This window comes from Pseudomonas sp. JS425, from assembly GCF_018223845.1.
In the GTDB taxonomy this organism is placed as follows: Bacteria; Pseudomonadota; Gammaproteobacteria; order Pseudomonadales; family Pseudomonadaceae; genus Aquipseudomonas; species Aquipseudomonas asiatica.
In genome coordinates this window covers 927,632-944,487 of the sequence record NZ_CP073661.1, presented here as the reverse complement: position 1 = coordinate 944,487, position 16,856 = coordinate 927,632, and the positions used below count along the sequence as shown (strand labels likewise).

Below are 16,856 nucleotides of genomic sequence, written 5' to 3'. Positions count from 1 at the left end.
TTCAGCACCCTCCCCTGGACGCACGCCCCATGCCCGAAAAAACCCGCCTCGACTGGCAACGCTGGTTACCCGGCCTGGTCACCCTGCTCCACTACCAACCCGCCTGGCTACCCAGGGACATCGCCGCCGGCCTGGTGCTCACCACCATGCTGGTGCCGGTGGGTATCGCTTATGCCGAAGCTTCCGGCGTACCTGGCATCTACGGCCTGTACGCCACCATCATCCCGCTGCTGGCCTACGCCCTTTTCGGCCCCAGCCGCATCCTGGTGCTGGGCCCGGACTCGGCGCTGGCCGCGCCGATCCTGGCAGTGGTGGTGCAGTACGCCGCCAGCGACCCGCAACGGGCAATCGCCATCGCCAGCATGATGGCCCTGGTCGCCGGGGCGTTCTGTGTGATCGCCGGTTTGCTGCGCCTGGGCTTCATCACCGAACTGCTGTCCAAGCCGATCCGCTATGGCTACATGAACGGCATCGCCCTCACGGTGCTGATCAGCCAGTTGCCCAAACTGTTCGGCCTGTCGGTCGACAGCCAGGGCCCACTGCGGGATACCTGGAACCTGATCCAGGCATTGCTCGCCGGCCAGGGCCATTGGCCAAGCTTCGTGGTCGGTGGCGGTAGCCTGGCGCTGATCCTGCTGCTCAAGCCGTTCAAGCGTTTGCCGGGCATTCTCATTGCTGTGGTGCTGGCCACGCTGGCGGTGAGCCTGCTGGGGCTCGACCAGCAAGGCGTGAAAGTGCTCGGCGAACTGCCCCAGGGGCTACCCAGCTTCGTGTTCCCCTGGGTCAGCGATATCGACCTGGTGGAGGTGCTGCTCGGTGGCATCGCAGTAGCGCTGGTGTCGTTCGCCGATACCAGTGTGCTGTCACGTTCATACGCCGCGCGCATGAAGGCCCCGGTCAACCCCAACCAGGAAATGTTCGGCCTGGGTGTGGCCAACCTGGCCTCGGGGCTGTTCCAGGGCATCCCCATCAGCAGCAGCTCATCGCGCACCCCCGTGGCCGAAGCGGCCGGCTCGCAGACTCAGCTCACCGGTATTATCGGCGCGCTGGCGGTGACCCTGTTGCTGCTGGTGGCGCCCAACCTGATGCAACACCTGCCCAACAGCGCCCTGGCGGCAGTGGTGATTGCCGCAGCATTGGGCCTGTTCGAGTTCGCCGACCTCAAGCGCATCTTCCGCATGCAGCAATGGGAATTCTGGCTGTCGTTCACTTGCTTCGTCGGCGTAGCGGTATTCGGGGCCATTCCCGGTATCTGCATTGCCGTGGCTATATCGGTGATCGAATTCCTGTGGGACGGCTGGCGGCCGCATCATGCGGTGCTGGGACGGGTGGATGGCACCCGCGGTTACCATGATGTGCAGCGTTATCCACAGGCCCGACGCATTCCGGGGCTGGTGCTGCTGCGTTGGGATGCCCCGCTGTTCTTTGCCAATGCCGAACAGTTCCAGAGCACGGTGATGGCGGCGGTGGATGCATCGCCTACCCCGGTACAACGGCTGGTGATCGCGGCAGAGCCGGTGACCAGCATCGATATCACCTCGGCGGACATGCTGGCCGAGCTGGACCGGGCGCTGGAGGCGCGGGGGGTGGAGTTGCAGTTTGCCGAGATGAAGGACCCGGTAAAGGACAAGATGCGGCAGTTCGAGTTGTTCGAGCATATGGGGGAGTCGGCATTTCATCCCACTGTTGGGGCAGCGGTGGACGCCTACCTGGAAGAGAGTGGGGTTGACTGGAAGCCCTAGGTTTTCCTGGGCTGGCCTCTTCGCGGGCATGCCCGCTCCCACAAGAATTGCGTGATCCCATGGGCAACACGATACCTGTAGGAGCGGGTTCACCCGCGAAGAAGCCCACGCCGCATCCGAAGCCGGTCGATCCAGATCAGCATGGCACTGGCATACACCGACACCGCCAGAAACAGCGCCATGCGCACGGCAAAGGCGCGGTACACATCCTGCCCGCCCGCGCTGTCCTGCACCGACTGCCCCAGCAAGATCAGCATGGTCGTCAGGCAACTCACCCAGTACGCCGGGCTTTGCCTGGTATCCACCGCACGGTAGAGCCTGCGCCCCTGCCAGAGAACGAACAGCAGCACCCACAGAAAAAACATCCACAGGTGCACGAACAGGCTCAACGCGCCCCACATCAATATCGCCAGCAACCCGGCCAGCAAGGTCGAGCCGATCAGCTCGCGGCTGGCATGCCGTGCGCGGGTCTCACCGGCCTGCTGCCCCAGGCTCACTGCCTTCATGATCAGCGGCATGTACTGGTCCGGGGCGATCAGCGCCAGCAGGAAGGCCGGCATGACGATCAACGTAGCACGCAAGGCAACCCAGCTCACCTGGTCACCGTCGAGCAGAGGCGGTGCCGGTTGCGCCGGCGCATCGGCCGGCTCGGGAAACAGCACATGCGCCGCTGCCGTGCCCAGCACCGCCAGCAGCATGCCTTTGGCCAGCGCTTCGACCACCGACAGCGCCAGGCTGAAGTCGCTGGTGCCGGCGGCAGCGATCATGGTCAGGCCGATAACCAGCAAATTGGCCAACAGGCCATTGCCGCCTTTCAGTGCATAACGCAAGGTAAGGAAAACCCCCACGCTCACCAACAACACCCCACTTACCGGGGCATGGCGCAGCAGCGGAATCAGCAGCAGCCCGCTGCCGCAGGCAAGCAGCACCAGCACCGCCAAGGCCGGTGCCGCACGCAGGGGCAAGGGCTGGCTGCGCATGGCCAGCAACAACACCGCGAACACCGGCGCCAGGATCGGTACCGGCAAGCCGATGCCGAAACTCACCGCCAGGCAAAGCGCCACGCCCCAGGCCAGGCGCAGGGCACGCAGGCGGCGTAGTTCAATAGGCATACGACAGCCAGCTCATCAGCCACATGAACAGCCGGCCCAGCAGGTTCAATGGGTTGCCCTCGCTTGGCAGGGCCATGACTTCGGCCTGGCCACCGACCCGCAATACGGTCTTGTCCTGCAACTGGTCACGCTCCAGTTCGACGATAACCGGGAAGCGCTGTGCGGAGCGCAGCCACTCGCGGCTGTTCTGTACGGTCGGCAACGTACCTGGCGGGGCACTCTGGCCTACGCTCACACCGTAGCCGATGCTGCGAATGCGCCCCTTCAACACCGTGCCGGGCAGCGCATCAAGCACTACCAGCACCGGGGTTTCAGGGCGCAGCCGACCTAGGTTGTTCTCGGTCATGTCGGCACTTATCCACACGTCATGGATAGCGATCAGGGTCATCATCGGGCTGCCGGCGCCAACATAGTGGCCAACGTCGGTGCGCAGGTCGGTGATCAACCCGTCTGCATCGGCGCGTACCATGGTGCGCGCCAGGTCCAGCCGGGCTTTTTCCACATTGGCCGCCGCGCTGCGCAGCTGGGCGTTGTCGTCCTGCGCCCCGCCCTGCTGCTCACGGGCCCGCTCAACTTCGGCACGGGCTGCCGCCACCTGGCTGATGGCCTGGTCGCGGGTGGCCTGGGCGCCCTCGAGGCGGCGCACCGACACCGTGCCCGGGTCTTCATCGATCAGGCGCTTGAGCCGCTCGGCGTCCTGCCGGGCCTTGCGCTCGTTGGCCTGGGCCGCCACCAGCGCCGCCTGGGCCGAGTCGATGCCAGCGGTGTGGGCGCCGATCTGCCGGCGTACCGTGTCCAGGTCGGCTTCGGCTCGGGCCAGGGCGATGCGATATTGCTCCTGGTCCAGTTCGAACAACACATCGCCCTTGCGCACTTCCTGGTTGTTGCCCACCGCCACACGCTTCACCTGCCCAGCCACCTCGGCACTCACCGGCACCACGTAGGCCTGCAGGCGGGCTTGCTGGGTATAGGGCGTGAAGCGATCGGCCAGCAGGTACCACAGCAGGCTCACGACAATCAGCAGCAGCACCCAGCGCATGCCGCGATCGGGGGCTGGCGGGGATGGCGTCGGCGTGGTGTCGCTCATTTCGTTTCACCTTGTGCATGTGCGCTGGGGCCTGGTTCGTCAAGCAGCTCACCCCAGTCGGTGCGTTGCTGCATCTGCTGGCGGGTGGCCGGGTCGATCGGTGCGCGGCTGGCGTCCCAGCCGCCGCCCAGGGCCTTGTAAAGCGTCACCAGGCTGCTGACCGCATTGCCGCGGCTGACCAGGTAGCCGTCCTGTTGCTGCAGCAGCAGTTGCTGGGCGTCGAGCACGCGCTGGAAGTCGGCAAAGCCTTCGCGGTACTGCGAGCTGGCCAGGTTCAGGGAGCGCTGCGCGGCCTGCGAGGCCTGGTCGCGGATACTTGCGCTCTGCAGCGAGCGCACCAGCCCGCTGGCGGCATCGTCGGCCTCACGGGCGGCTTCGCGCACATCCTGGTGATACAGCTCGATCAGTTGCTGCAAGCGGGCATCTTCCACGCGCACAGCGTTCTTGCGTCGACCGTAGTCGAACGGGTTCCAGATCAGGCTGGGCCCGGCGGCGATGTCGAAGGTATCGGGCAAATGATTGGCCGTGACGAAACTCCAGCCGATGCTGCCCAACAGGCTCAGTTGTGGATAAAGGTCGGCCTCGGCTACCCCGACCAGCGCCGACTGCGCCGCTACCGCCTGCTCGGCGGCACGGATGTCCGGGCGGCGCTGCAGCAGGCGGGCGGGCACATCCTGCAGCACGGCACGGTCCGGCAACGGCAACTGGCCATGACCGGCATCGAGCTGTGGCAGCGGCCCGGGCGCGCGGCCCAGCAGCGAGCACAGCACGTTGCGCAGGGCATTGAGCTGGTTCTGGAACTCGGGGATGGTGGCCTGGGTAGCCAGGTACTGGGTGCGCGCCTGTTGCCAGTCGAGTTCGTCGTTTTCGCCATGACGGAACAGCCGCTCGGTTATCTCCAGGCTGCGCGCCTGGCGGCGGGCGTTTTCTTCGGCGATATCCAGCCGCGCCTCGGCGGTGCGCAGGGCAAAGTAGGTGTCGGCCACCTGCGCACGCAACAGCAGCATGGCATCGGCGTAATTGGCCTGGGAGGCGAAGTAGACGGCGTCGGCGCTTTCGATGGCGCGGCTGAAGCGCCCCCAGAAGTCGATTTCCCAGCCAATGTCGAAGCCCGCGCTGGATTGCCAGAACACCGAGTCGCGAGCGGTGGCGGTGCCGGACTGATCCTGCTTCAGGTAAAGGCTCTGCGCGCGCAGTTGCTGCAGCTGTGGATAACGCCCGGTCTGCACGATGGCCAACTGGGCGCGGGCTTCGGCAACGCGCAAACCAGCCACGCGCAGGTTGCTGTTATTGGCATCGGCCTCGGCGATCAAGGCATCCAGGGCAGGGTCGGCGAACACGGCCCACCACTGACGAAGGTCGGGCGCCGCGGCCTGCTGCCCGGCCTGCTCCAGCAGCGGGGTATTCCAGGTACCCAGCCACGGGTCCTGCGGCGGCTGGAAATCCGGGCCGACCTGGGTACAGCCCACCAACGCGGCAGCCAGGCTCAGTGCAAAACCACAGAAGCGTCCGGGCATGGCAGGCCTTGGCTTACGCCGACGGTTCGACGGGATTTTCCGGCACCTGCAGCGCCACCCACTGCCAGAACAGTACATAAGTGACGCCCAGGATCACCGGCCCGATGAACAGGCCGATGATGCCTTTGACCACCATGCCGCCCAATGCCCCGATCAGCACCACCGGCATCGGCACGTCCACCCCGCGCCCCAGCAGCAGCGGCTTGAGCACGTTGTCGGCAAGCCCGGCGACGAAGGTGTAGATGGCGAAAATGATGGTCGCCACGGTAAAGCCTTCGACGTTGAAGATGTAGATGATCACCGGCACCGTTATCAACGTGGCCGGTGCCTGGGCAATCCCCAGCATGAGGATGACGATTGCCAGCATCCCCGCTCCCGGTACCCCTTTGATGACGAAGCCGACACCGATCAGCAGCATCTGGATGAAGGCAATGCCGATCACGCCCTGGGCCACCGCGCGAATGGTGGCGGTGCACAGCTTGGCCAATGGCTTGCCGCGCTCCTCCCCCGACACCCGCATGGCAATGCGCTGCGCCGCGATTTCGCCGCGGTCACCGAACGCCATGATGATGCCCGAGACGATGATCGCCGCGATGAACAGCAGGAACGCGCCGCCCGCACTGGCTGCAGCCCCCAGCACCGTGCGCCCGGCACCCTTGAGCTGGGGCATCCACTGGTTCAGCACACCGGCCATGTTTTCCGAGGCGGCCAGCCACAAGGCATGCACCTTCGGCCCGATCAGCGGCCAGGCCGCCACCGAGTCGGGAGGGGCCGGCACGGTCCAGGCCCCGCTTTTCAGCAGCGTCACCAGGCTGTCCACCGATTCGCCGATCGACATCACCACCAGGTAGATCGGCACCAGCAGCACGACCAGTACCAGCAGAACGACCAGCGTCGCCGAAAGCCCGTCCTTGAGCCCTGTGCGGCGCTGGATGCGGCAATACAACGGGTACAAGGTCACCGCCAGGATCACCGACCACAGCATCAGCTCCAGGAACGGCTGGAACGTCTGGAAGGCGAATATCACCAGCGCAGCCACCAGGCCGGCCTTGATGAGCACATCGAGCAAGCCCCGCGACAGGCGGCTGTCCATCTTGATACCCGGTTGCATGCTTCACCTCCGAACTCCAGGTGCGCCATGTGGCGCGATTCAGTGGCCCGCTTCAGGGGCTGCCGGTGTGGGGCTGTCGTCACGCAACTGCCGCGCCAGGGCCATCATTACCAACGGCACTACCGCCATCGACAAGGTGATGGCCAGCACCAGCAGGTCATGCACCTGCTGCCCCAGCACCTGATGATCCAACGCCAGCTTGAACACCACGAAGGCAAACTCGCCGCCAGACGCCAGCACCACGCCCAGGCACAGCGCCTGGGCCTGGGTGAGCCCACCTGCGGTGCGGCCCAGGCCATAAAGCAGCGGCAATTTGATCATCACCAGCAGCAGGGTCAGCCCCAGCACCATTAACGGCATGCCGAACAGCAGGCGCAGGTCGGCGCTCATTCCCACGCCAACGAAGAACAGCCCCAGCAGCAACCCCTTGATGGGCTCGATCTGGGTTTCCAGTTCGTGGCGGAAAGGCGACTCGGCCATCAGGACGCCCGCCAGAAACGCCCCCAACGCCATGGACACACCTACGTGCTCCATCACCCAGGCGGTGCCCAGCACCACCAACAGGGCGGTAGCGGTAGACAGCTCGGGCAGGCCAGAACCGACTGTCCATTTGAAGACAGGGGTCAAAAGGTAGCGGCCAAAGATGATCAGCACACCTATGCCAACCACCACCGCCAACACCGGCCAGGCGCCTTCGTCGGCGGTACTGACATCACCACCGAGCAGCGGCACCACGGCAATCAGCGGGATCGCGGCAATGTCCTGGAACAGCAGGATCGCCACGGCCAGGCGGCCGTGCGGCTTGCCCAGGTCCTTGCGCTCGGCCAGTACCTGCAGGCCAAACGCAGTTGACGACAGCGCAAGGCCCAGGCCCAGCACGATGGCAGCCGGCTTCGACTGGCCGAACAGCCAGTACGCCAGCAGGCCAAGCACTACAGCACTCAGGCCCACTTGTAGCGAGCCGACGCCAAACAGCGCCCGGCGCATGCCCCACAAACGCCGCGGCGAAAGCTCCAGGCCGATGACGAACAGCAACATCACCACACCCATCTCCGACAGGCGTGCCACGTTATCCGGGTTGTTCAGCAGGCCAAATACCGATGGCCCTATCAGGATGCCCGCCAGCAGATAGCCGGGCACCGCCCCCATTTTCAAACGCTGCGCCAGCGGTACCAGAAGCACCACGGCCAGCAGGAACACCACCGTCGCCTGCAACAGGCTGCCATCATGTGGCATAGGCTCGCACCCTCGCTGCTCCCCGCGGGGAGAGATCAGAAACGCTCTTCGACGACTTTGAACGGGTAGTTGACGGCCTTGTATTTGCCGATCTTGCCGCGCTTGGGCAATTTCACCAGCCCGTCACGGGTGATGTCCTTGTAGGGAATGCGCGTCAACAGATGGCTGATGATGTTCAGCCGGGCACGGCGCTTGTCGTTGGAATGGGCCATGAACCACGGTGCCCATGACGAGTCGGAGGCGGCGAACATTTCGTCGCGGGCCCGGGTGTATTCATCCCAGCGTGTGTAGGACTTGAGGTCCATCGGCGACAGCTTCCACAGCTTGCGGCCATCGTTGATGCGGTCCTGCAGGCGGCGGGTCTGCTCTTCGGCGCTGACCTCCAGCCAGTACTTGATGAGGATGATCCCCGACTCGACCATCATCTTTTCGAACAGCGGCACCACGGTGAGAAACTTGCTGCTCTGCTCTTCACTGCAGAAGCCCATCACTCGCTCGACACCGGCGCGGTTGTACCAGCTGCGGTCGAAGATCACTACCTCGCCCGCGGCAGGCAGGTGGCCCAGGTAGCGTTGCACATACATCTGGCTCTTTTCCCGCTCGGTTGGCGCCGGCAGCGCCACCACGCGGAATACTCGCGGGCTGACGCGCTCGGTAATGGCCTTGATGGTACCGCCCTTGCCGGCGCCATCGCGGCCCTCGAAGACAATGCACACCTTCAGGCCCTTGGCCACCACCCATTCCTGCAGCTTCACCAGCTCCACGTGCAGCTGCTTGAGCTCCTTCTCGTACGCCTTGCCGCCCAGTTTCTCCGGCTGGTCCTTGGGGTCTCTCTTCCTGGACGACTTCGACATGGCACTCTCCTGAGGGCGAATGAAGAGTCAGTATGGTCGATCCATGGCAGTTTGCCGCTTCGCTTATGGATTTCGCAGGCTTGCCTCTATCTCATTGATTCTACGAGTGCTGGTGAGTGTTCCGGGGTGGGTGTAGGAGCGGGTTTACCCGCGAATGCGTCATCAAAGCTACCGATGCATTCGCGGGTGAACCCGCCCCCACAGGGTACGGGGTGCCTTCAAGGCCGGATTACTTGGCCATCTTGTTGTAGCTGGTCATCAGGTTGCGGTAGTCCGGAATATGGTTGGAGAACAGGGTCCCCAGCCCTTCGATGTCGTTGCGCCAGTCACGGTGCAGCTCGCAGGCCACGCCGAACCAGGTCATCAGTTGCGCCCCGGCGGCCTCCATGCGCCGCCAGGCCGAGTCACGGGTCAGTTCGTTGAAGGTGCCGGAGGCATCGGTGACGACGAATACCTCGAAGCCCTCCTCCAGCGCCGACAGTGCCGGGAAGGCCACGCACACTTCGGTCACCACGCCGGCGATCAGCAGCTGCTTCTTGCCGGTAGCCTTGACGGCCTTGACGAAGTCCTCGTTGTCCCAGGCGTTGATGTTGCCAGGCCGGGCGATGTACGGGGCGTCGGGGAACTGCTCTTTCAGTTCGGGCACCAGCGGGCCGTTGGGGCCGGTCTCGAAACTGGTGGTGAGAATGGTCGGCAGCTTGAAGTACTTGGCCAGGTCCGACAGGGCCAGGACGTTGTTCTTGAAGCGGTCGGGGTCGATGTCCCTTACCAGCGAGAGCAGGCCGGTCTGGTGGTCGACCAGCAGCACGGCGGCGTTGTTCTTGTCCAGACGCTTGTATTGGAAGGCCATGACGGGTTTCCTTGCGTTAGCGGGTTGGGAATATCAGCGTAGGCAAGGATGAAAGGTGGATGGGACCGTCAGTCGGTTCGCCTGCCAAGGCCGGCGATGGGGCCGCACGGCGGCCCCTGCGATGCTTAGCCGAGTACCTTGCCAGCTACCTCATCGACCGCCACCTTGGTGATGGCGACGATCTTCTCGGCATCCTCCTGGTTCAGCACCAACGGCGGTGCGAAACCGAGAATGTCACCATGCGGCATGGCCCGGGCGATCATCCCGCGCTCAAGGCACGCTGCCGACACCTGTGGCCCGACTTTCAACGCCGGGTCGAACGCCGTACGCGCCTCGCGATCGGCCATGAACTCGATTGCGCAAAGCATGCCGTCACCCCGTACTTCACCTACCAGCGGGTGGCCTTCGAAGGTTTCGCGCATGCGCCGGTTCAGGTATGCACCCACCACTTCGGCATTCTCGGTCAGGTTCTCGCGCTCGAGAATATCCAGGTTGGCCAGCGCCGCCGCCGCGCAGATCGGGTGCCCAGAGTAGGTCCAGCCGTGGCCCATCGGGCCGGCCTTCTGCGAGCCTTCTTCGATCACGTTCCACACCTTCTCACCAACGATCACTGCCGACAGAGGCGCATAGGCGCTGGTCAGGCCCTTGGCCGTGGTGATCAGGTCCGGGCGGATGTCGTAGCGCTGGCTGCCCATCTTCGAGCCCAGGCGGCCGAAGGCGCACACCACTTCGTCGGCGATCAGCAGCACGTCGTAGCGATCGAGCACGGCCTGGATCGCCTTCCAGTAGCCCTTGGGCGGCACGATGATGCCACCGGTGCCCATCAGCGGCTCGCCAATGAACGCGGCGACCGTGTCGGGCCCTTCGGCCAGGATCAATTGCTCCAGCTCGTCGGCGCAATAGCGCACGAAGGCCTGCTCATCCATGCCGGCCGGTGCCTTGCGGTACCAGTGCGGGCAGACCGTATGCTTGACGCCTTCCACCGGCAGGTCGAAATGCTGGTGGAAGCTGGGCAGGCCGGTAAGGCTGCCGGTCATGATGCCCGAGCCGTGATAGCCGCGGTCGCGAGAGATGATCTTCTTCTTGAGTGGACGACCGAGGATGTTGTTGTAGTAGCGCACCAGCTTGACCTGGGTCTCGTTGGCATCGGACCCCGACAGGCCGTAATAGACCTTTTTCATCCCAGCCGGCGCCCAGTCGATGATGCGGCTGGAAAGCTCGATGATCGCTTCGGTCGAGTGGCCGACGTAGGTGTGGTAATACGCCAGCTCCTTGGCCTGACGATGGATCGCGTCAGCGACCTCGGTACGCCCGTAACCGATGTTCACGCAGTACAGGCCGGCGAAGGCGTCGATCAGTTCGCGGCCTTCATGGTCACGCAGGCGGATGCCCTCGGCACCGGTGATGATCCGGCCCTTGAGCGCGCCGCTGGCGTGATCATGGGCGTGGGTCGAAGGGTGCATGAAGTGGGCGCGGTCCTGTTCGAACAGCTGGCTGAAATCTTGGCTCATGGCAAACACTCCTTAGAACTGACCGTGGTGGTGCAAGCAAACGTATTTGGTTTCGACGAAGGGTTCGAAGCCCTCGCTGCCGCCTTCGCGGCCCAGGCCCGAGGCCTTCATGCCGCCGAACGGGATGGGGTGGCCGGTGAACTTGACGCCGTTGATCGCCACCATCGCGTGGTCGAGCCGGCGCACCAGCGGGTGCACGACATCGAGGCGGTTGCCGACGATGTAGGCAGCCAGGCCGTACTCGGTGTCATTGGCCATGGTGATGGCCTGCTCCAGCGTGTCGAACGGCATGACCCCGGCAATCGGCGCGAAGTTTTCTTCCTGGTAGATGCGCATCGCCGGCGTGACATCGGCGAGCACCGTCGGCTGGAAGAACCAGCCACCCAGCGCATGGCCCTCGCCACCGACCAGGCGCCGGGCGCCACGCTGCAGGGCGTCCTCGACCCGGGCCTGGGTGGCATCGAAGGCGGCCTGGTGCATCAACGGGCCGACCTCTGCCGCCGTCTCCTCGCCATCGACCATCGCCGGGCCAACCTTCAGCGCCCGCACCGCTTCGGCGAAACGCATCAGGAATGCTTCGTACAACGGCCGCTGCACCATGATCCGGTTGGCCGCGCAGCAGTCCTGGCCAGACGTCTGGAACTTGGCGGCCACGGCCACCCGCACGGCCAGCTCCAGGTCGGCATCGGCGCAGACGATGAACGGCGCGTTGCCGCCCAGCTCCAGCGCCACTTTCTTCACATCCTGAGCCGCGGCTTGCAGCACCAGCTTGCCGACACGGGTCGAGCCGGTGAAGCTGACCGCCCGCACGCGGCTGTCGCACACCAGGGTTTCCATGGCCATCTGCGGCTCGCCGATTACCACGTTGAACACCCCCGGCGGGAAGCCGGCGTCCTCTGCCAGCTGGGCCAGGGCCAGCGCCGAAAACGGTGTTTCGTGGGCCGGCTTGACCACCACCGTGCAGCCGGCCGCCAACGCCGCAGCCGCCTTGCGGGTGATCATGGCACTGGGGAAGTTCCACGGGGTGAGCAGCGCGCAGACCCCGACGGGCTCCTTCAGCGTACTCAGCTGGGCACCCGGAATATGGCTGGGGATAGTCTGCCCGTTGAGGCGCCGGGCCTCCTCGGCAAACCAGGGGATGAAGCTTGCCGCATAGGCGATTTCACCGCGTGCTTCGGCCAGCGGCTTACCCTGTTCCTCGCTGAGAATGCGCGCCAGAGCCTCCTGGTGCTCGAGCATCAATTCAGCCCAGCGCCGCAACAGCGCAGCGCGGCTGTCCAGACTCTGCTGGCGCCAGGCCGGGAAAGCCCGCTGGGCGGCATCCACCGCGGCGACGATCTGCTCGTGGTCGAGCAGCGGCACATGGCCGATGACCTGGCGGTTGGCCGGGTCATGCACGGCGATGCTGTTGCCGCTGTGGCTGTGCAGCCATTGGCCATCGACGTGGCACAGGCTGTTGAATGGGTAGTGGTGTGACATGACTGTTCTCCATACCTCGTTGTCGTGGCGCCAGGTTCAGGCCAGTACGTCGGCTATCACCGCCAGGGTGTCGCCGCACTGCACCAGGCCGGGAAAGTGCCGGGCTGCGAGCAAGCCATTGCGTCGGGCGCGGTACTCGACCGGGGCGCTGCCGGTGCGGCGGATGTCATGGATACGGGCGATCACTTCGCCCTGGCTGACCGTTTCGCCCAGGTCGCGGCACATCTCCAGCAATCCGTCGTGCTCGCTGGCGATGAAGCAATCGCCATCGGGCATGTCCAGCAGGGTTGTCTCGCCCTGCTCCACTTCGCCGGCAAGGATGCCGGCGTGAATCAGCACATTGCGCACGCCGCGCTCCGCCAGGGCCACGCTTTTCGCCGTGGAGGTGCCACCACCGCCCAGTTCGGTGGTGATGAACACCTTGCCCTGCTCTTCTGCCGCGGTGTCGTACATCGCCTGCGCATCCAGCTCGAGCATGCGCATGCTGTAGGGCGCGGCGAAGGCCTGCATGCCGGCTTCACAGCGGGCCTGCTGGGCCTTGTCGGGCAGCACATGGCATGCAGCGAACGGCAGGAAATCGAGGGTGCGACCACCGGAGTGGATGTCCAGGACGATATCGGCCAACGGCAGCAAGGTGCGCCGGAAATAATCGGCGATCTTTTCCGTCACGCTGCCATCAGGCCGGCCAGGGAAGCTGCGGTTGAGGTTGCCCCGGTCGATCGGCGAAGTACGGGTGCCCGCCTGGAACGCCGGTGTGTTCATGAACGGCACGATGATCACCCGCCCGTTTACCTGCTCGGGCTGCAGCTGCTGAGCCAGCTTGCTCAGCGCCACCGGGCCTTCGTACTCATCACCGTGATTGCCACCAGTGAGCAAGGCAGTAGGGCCACTGCCATTCCTGACCACCGTCAGCGGAATCATCACCGCCCCCCAGGCCGAGTCGTCACGCGAGTACGGCAGCTTGAGGAAGCCGTGCTGCACACCGTCCTGCTCGAAATCCAAGGTACAGGTGATCGGGTTGGCCACCGTGGCGGCGGCCTGAGCGATTGCATTCATGGGTCAGTCCTTCACGAACAGCTGGCGCGGCACGTTGCACAGGGTCTCGACCCCGGTCTCGGTGATGAGGATGCTTTCGGTGATCTCCAGGCCCCAGTCGTCCATCCACAGCCCCGGCATGAAGTGGAAGGTCATGCCCGGTTGCAGCACGCTGGTGTCGCTCGGGCGCAGGCTCATGGTGCGCTCGCCCCAATCTGGCGGGTAACTGATACCGATCGGGTAACCACAGCGGCTGTCCTTGTGTATGCCGAACTTCTCCAGCACACGGAAGAACGCCCTGGCGATGTCACCGGTGGTATTGCCTGGCCGCGCGGCATCGAGGCCGGCCGCGATACCTTCGACCACCGCCTTTTCGCCATCGAGAAAGTGTTGCGGCGGCTTGCCCAGGTACACGGTACGCGACAGCGGGCAGTGGTAGCGCTTGTAGCAGCCGGCAATCTCGAAGAACGTGCCGGCGCCGCGGGTGAACGGTGAATCGTCCCAGGTCAGGTGCGGCGCGCTGGCATCAGCGCCAGTCGGCAACAACGGCACGATGGCCGGGTAGTCGCCACCGTGGCCATCGACACCGAGGATGCCGCTGCGGTAGATCTCGGCCACCAGCTCGTTCTTGCGCATGCCGGGCTCGATGCGTTCGAGGATGCACCCGTGCATCTGTTCGACGATGCGCGCGGCGATACGCATGTATTCGATTTCCTGCGGCGACTTGACCGCCCGCTGCCAGTTGACCAGCCCGGCGGCATCGCTGAAGCGCGCCTGCGGCAAGTGCTTGCACAGCGCCTGGTAGGCCGCCGCGCTGAAGTAGTAGTTGTCCATCTCCACGCCGATGCTCAGGCCGCCCCAGCCCTTGGCCAGAATCACCTCCTGGCACAGGTAGTCCATCGGGTGGCGCTCGCGTGACTGCACATAGATATCCGGGTAGCCGACGATGTTGTCGTGCTGCATGAACACCGTGCGCCTTGCGCCATTGGCGTCCTGGCCGCGGCCAAACCAGATCGGCTCGCCATCGAGCGCCAGCAGCACGCACTGGTGCACGTAGAACGACCAGCCGTCATAGCCGGTGAGCCAGGCCATGTTCGATGGATCGGTAACCAGCAAAAGCTCCAGGCCCTGTGCCTGCATGGCAGCGCGGGTCTTGGCCAGGCGCTGGGCGTACTCCTGCCGGCTGAACGGCAGGTTGACCACTGTCTGTGACATACGGATGCCCTTCTTGTGAGTGGGTTGTGAAAACTGTCAGCTGTGAAACGCCAGGCCTTTGTTGGCGGCGATTGCGCGTTCGAAGGCAAGGTTGGCGATGGCGGTGTCCTGGGCCCCGGTGCCGGTCAGGTCGCACAGGGTGACCTCTTCGGCCTGCACACGGCCCGGGTGCAGGCCGGCGATGATCTGGCCCAGCTCGGAATGAACGGCCTGTTCGCTGACCACGCCAGCGCGCAAGGCGTGGTGCAGTTCGCCCAGCACGCGGGTCTGGCTCAGGCGGTCGGCCACATAACGGTCGAGCCGGGCCAGGGCCATGGGCGCGATCTCGTTCTTGTGCTCGGCATCCGAGCCCATGGCAGTGATGTGCAGCCCCGGTTGCAGGTGATGCGGCTGGATCAGCGGCTCGCGGCTGGGGGTGCAGGTGATGGCGATATCGACCGCCTGCATGGCCTGGTCGACACTGTCGCAGGCCTGTACCTGCAGTTGCCCATCGCGCCCCAGGTCATCACATAACGCTGCGGTTCTCTGCGCATCGCGCCCCCACACCTTGACCTGCTCGATCGGCCGCACCAGGCGCAGTGCCTGCAGCTGCAGGCGTGCCTGTTCGCCACTGCCGATCAAGGCCACGCTGCGGCTGTCCTGCCGCGACAGCCAGCGGGCAGCCACCGCACCGGCTGCAGCGGTGCGCACGGCGGTGAGGTAGCCATTGTCGAGGAGCAAGGCATCGAGCAGGCCAGTGCGGGCCGACAGCAGCATCATCATGCCGTTGAGGCTGGGCAGGCCAAGCTTGGGGTTGTCGAAAAAGCCTGGGCTGACCTTGATCGCGAAACGCTCCAGACCAGGAAGGTAGGCGGTTTTCACGTCCACCTCGCCGTTGTGCTCGGGCACATCCAGGCGCAGGATCGGCGGCATCGCCACATTGGCCGTGGCAAGCAGGGCAAAGGCCTGCTCGATGGCATCGATCGCGTCGCGGTCGAGGGTAATGCAGCTACGCAGGTCGGCTTCGCTGAGCAAGGTGATGGCCGGCATTCGAATACCTCCAGTGAAGGAACGTGAATTTCAGGCGTCGCCGCCATTGATGACGCGCTGATGCTGTGCGCTGTCGACGTTGCGCCCGCTGACCACCACCACCACCGGGCCGCGGGCCGTCACCAAGCCGTCGAGCAGCGCGGCGATGCCGACTGCACCGGCACCTTCGAGTACCAACCGTTCGTGCTGGTAGGCGTGGCGCATGCCATTGGCGATCGACGCTTCCGGCAGCAGGTGGAGTTGGTCGAGCAGACGCTGGGTCATGTTCAGGGTGTGCTGGTTGCCCAGGCCGATGCCGCCGCCGAGCGAGTCAGCGAGTGTCGGCAGCTCCTCAACCTCGACCGGCCTGCCGGCCTGCAGGCTGGCGTACATCGCCGCGCCGCGCTGCATGCTGATGCCATGGGTGGTGATCGCCGGCTTGATGCTTTTCATGGCCAACGCCACACCTGCGAACAGGCCACCACCGGAGAGCGGAATCAGCACCTGCTCCACCTCGGGCAACTGCTCGATGATTTCCAGGCCCAACGTGCCCTGGCCGGCGATGACCTGAGGGTGATCGAAAGGTGGGATCAGGGTTGCGCCCTGTTGATCGGCATGTTGTTGCGCGGCCTGCTGGGCATCGTCCTGGGAGTGGCCGACGATGCACACTTCGGCGCCCAGATCGCGGATGGCCTGGACTTTGTTGGCTGGCACCAGTTGCGAAAGAAACACGGTTGCCTTCACGCCCAGTTGCGCAGCAGCGTGGGCCACCGCCCGGCCGTGATTGCCGGTGGAGGCCGTAACCACGCCGCAAGCGCGTTGTTCAGCGCTGAGTGCGGCGATGGCATTGCTGGCCCCGCGCAGCTTGAAGCTGCCGGTAGTCTGCAGGGCCTCGAGCTTCAGGTAGACCGGCGTGCCCAGGCGCCGTGACAGGCTGGGGGAAAGTTCCAGCGGCGTGCTGCGCACCAGGCCGTGGATACGCTGGCGGGCGAGGTAGAGATCGTGAAGCGAGAGCGCTGACATGACCGGGACCCAACAAGTGAGCTGATGTTGGGCGGAGTGTATGAGGCGAAAATTGTCGTGCTGAATGTACTAGGGC

14 protein-coding genes are annotated in these 16,856 nt (G+C 64.9%); 1 reads left to right on the top strand and 13 read right to left on the bottom strand.

Translation table 11 applies throughout. The features are described from left to right. Window positions 1-29: 29 nt before the first annotated feature. Window positions 30-1,742, top strand: coding sequence for a sulfate permease (gene sulP, locus KDB76_RS04280; protein ID WP_013970859.1), 1,713 nt, complete (start codon window positions 30-32; stop codon window positions 1,740-1,742). 89 nt (window positions 1,743-1,831) lie between these two features. Here the strand turns inward: sulP and KDB76_RS04275 are convergent, their stop codons facing one another. From KDB76_RS04275 to eutB, 13 genes are all read right to left on the bottom strand, one after another. Further along, complete coding sequence (locus KDB76_RS04275; protein WP_013970858.1) at window positions 1,832-2,854, bottom strand: DUF2955 domain-containing protein; 1,023 nt, start codon at window positions 2,852-2,854, stop codon at window positions 1,832-1,834. After that, window positions 2,844-3,941: an HlyD family secretion protein gene (locus KDB76_RS04270; protein WP_024086253.1), complete on the bottom strand. Its 1,098-nt coding sequence runs from the start codon at window positions 3,939-3,941 to the stop codon at window positions 2,844-2,846. Before KDB76_RS04270 ends, KDB76_RS04275 begins: the two co-directional genes overlap by 11 nt. Next, on the bottom strand, window positions 3,938-5,458 hold the full coding sequence (locus tag KDB76_RS04265; RefSeq protein ID WP_013970856.1) for a TolC family protein: 1,521 nt from the start codon (window positions 5,456-5,458) through the stop codon (window positions 3,938-3,940). Before KDB76_RS04265 ends, KDB76_RS04270 begins: the two co-directional genes overlap by 4 nt. 13 nt (window positions 5,459-5,471) lie before the next feature. Next, window positions 5,472-6,569, bottom strand: a complete 1,098-nt coding sequence (locus KDB76_RS04260) for an AI-2E family transporter (RefSeq protein ID WP_013970855.1) — start codon at window positions 6,567-6,569, stop codon at window positions 5,472-5,474. Between the two features lie 39 nt (window positions 6,570-6,608). Next, entirely contained in the window at window positions 6,609-7,805 is a 1,197-nt protein-coding gene (locus KDB76_RS04255) for a monovalent cation:proton antiporter-2 (CPA2) family protein (protein ID WP_013970854.1), read from the bottom strand. A gap of 35 nt (window positions 7,806-7,840) precedes the next feature. Further along, on the bottom strand, window positions 7,841-8,659 hold the full coding sequence (gene ppk2, locus KDB76_RS04250; protein WP_003256373.1) for a polyphosphate kinase 2: 819 nt from the start codon (window positions 8,657-8,659) through the stop codon (window positions 7,841-7,843). Between the two features lie 229 nt (window positions 8,660-8,888). Further along, window positions 8,889-9,509: an isochorismate family cysteine hydrolase YcaC gene (gene ycaC / locus KDB76_RS04245; protein ID WP_013970853.1), complete on the bottom strand. Its 621-nt coding sequence runs from the start codon at window positions 9,507-9,509 to the stop codon at window positions 8,889-8,891. Window positions 9,510-9,634: 125 nt separating this feature from the next. Beyond that, window positions 9,635-11,020, bottom strand: a complete 1,386-nt coding sequence (locus KDB76_RS04240; protein WP_024086251.1) for an aspartate aminotransferase family protein — start codon at window positions 11,018-11,020, stop codon at window positions 9,635-9,637. Between the two features lie 12 nt (window positions 11,021-11,032). Continuing rightward, complete coding sequence (locus tag KDB76_RS04235; RefSeq protein WP_013970851.1) at window positions 11,033-12,499, bottom strand: NAD-dependent succinate-semialdehyde dehydrogenase; 1,467 nt, start codon at window positions 12,497-12,499, stop codon at window positions 11,033-11,035. A 36-nt stretch (window positions 12,500-12,535) separates the two neighbouring features. Then, a complete protein-coding gene (gene doeB, locus KDB76_RS04230; protein ID WP_013970850.1) occupies window positions 12,536-13,555 on the bottom strand; it encodes a N(2)-acetyl-L-2,4-diaminobutanoate deacetylase DoeB in 1,020 nt (339 codons plus the stop codon). 3 nt (window positions 13,556-13,558) lie between these two features. Further along, the gene (gene doeA / locus KDB76_RS04225; protein WP_013970849.1) at window positions 13,559-14,749 is read right to left on the bottom strand and encodes an ectoine hydrolase DoeA; all 1,191 of its coding nucleotides are present in this window, start codon (window positions 14,747-14,749) and stop codon (window positions 13,559-13,561) included. Between the two features lie 36 nt (window positions 14,750-14,785). Next, window positions 14,786-15,778: an ectoine utilization protein EutC gene (gene eutC, locus KDB76_RS04220; protein WP_013970848.1), complete on the bottom strand. Its 993-nt coding sequence runs from the start codon at window positions 15,776-15,778 to the stop codon at window positions 14,786-14,788. 30 nt (window positions 15,779-15,808) lie between these two features. Then, entirely contained in the window at window positions 15,809-16,780 is a 972-nt protein-coding gene (eutB, locus tag KDB76_RS04215; RefSeq protein WP_013970847.1) for a hydroxyectoine utilization dehydratase EutB, read from the bottom strand. Window positions 16,781-16,856 lie beyond the last annotated feature (76 nt).

Bases quoted from the DNA above. Each gene is read 5' to 3' on its own strand.
- doeB (WP_013970850.1), bottom strand. From the start codon at position 13,555: ATGAATGCAATCGCTCAGGCCGCCGCCACGGTGGCCAACCCGATCACC.
- eutB (WP_013970847.1), bottom strand. From the start codon at position 16,780: ATGTCAGCGCTCTCGCTTCACGATCTCTACCTCGCCCGCCAGCGTATC.
- KDB76_RS04240 (WP_024086251.1), bottom strand. From the start codon at position 11,020: ATGAGCCAAGATTTCAGCCAGCTGTTCGAACAGGACCGCGCCCACTTC.
- sulP (WP_013970859.1), top strand. From the start codon at position 30: ATGCCCGAAAAAACCCGCCTCGACTGGCAACGCTGGTTACCCGGCCTG.
- eutC (WP_013970848.1), bottom strand. From the start codon at position 15,778: ATGCCGGCCATCACCTTGCTCAGCGAAGCCGACCTGCGTAGCTGCATT.
- KDB76_RS04255 (WP_013970854.1), bottom strand. From the start codon at position 7,805: ATGCCACATGATGGCAGCCTGTTGCAGGCGACGGTGGTGTTCCTGCTG.
- ycaC (WP_013970853.1), bottom strand. From the start codon at position 9,509: ATGGCCTTCCAATACAAGCGTCTGGACAAGAACAACGCCGCCGTGCTG.
- ppk2 (WP_003256373.1), bottom strand. From the start codon at position 8,659: ATGTCGAAGTCGTCCAGGAAGAGAGACCCCAAGGACCAGCCGGAGAAA.
- KDB76_RS04265 (WP_013970856.1), bottom strand. From the start codon at position 5,458: ATGCCCGGACGCTTCTGTGGTTTTGCACTGAGCCTGGCTGCCGCGTTG.
- doeA (WP_013970849.1), bottom strand. From the start codon at position 14,749: ATGTCACAGACAGTGGTCAACCTGCCGTTCAGCCGGCAGGAGTACGCC.
- KDB76_RS04270 (WP_024086253.1), bottom strand. From the start codon at position 3,941: ATGAGCGACACCACGCCGACGCCATCCCCGCCAGCCCCCGATCGCGGC.
- KDB76_RS04275 (WP_013970858.1), bottom strand. From the start codon at position 2,854: ATGCCTATTGAACTACGCCGCCTGCGTGCCCTGCGCCTGGCCTGGGGC.
- KDB76_RS04260 (WP_013970855.1), bottom strand. From the start codon at position 6,569: ATGCAACCGGGTATCAAGATGGACAGCCGCCTGTCGCGGGGCTTGCTC.
- KDB76_RS04235 (WP_013970851.1), bottom strand. From the start codon at position 12,499: ATGTCACACCACTACCCATTCAACAGCCTGTGCCACGTCGATGGCCAA.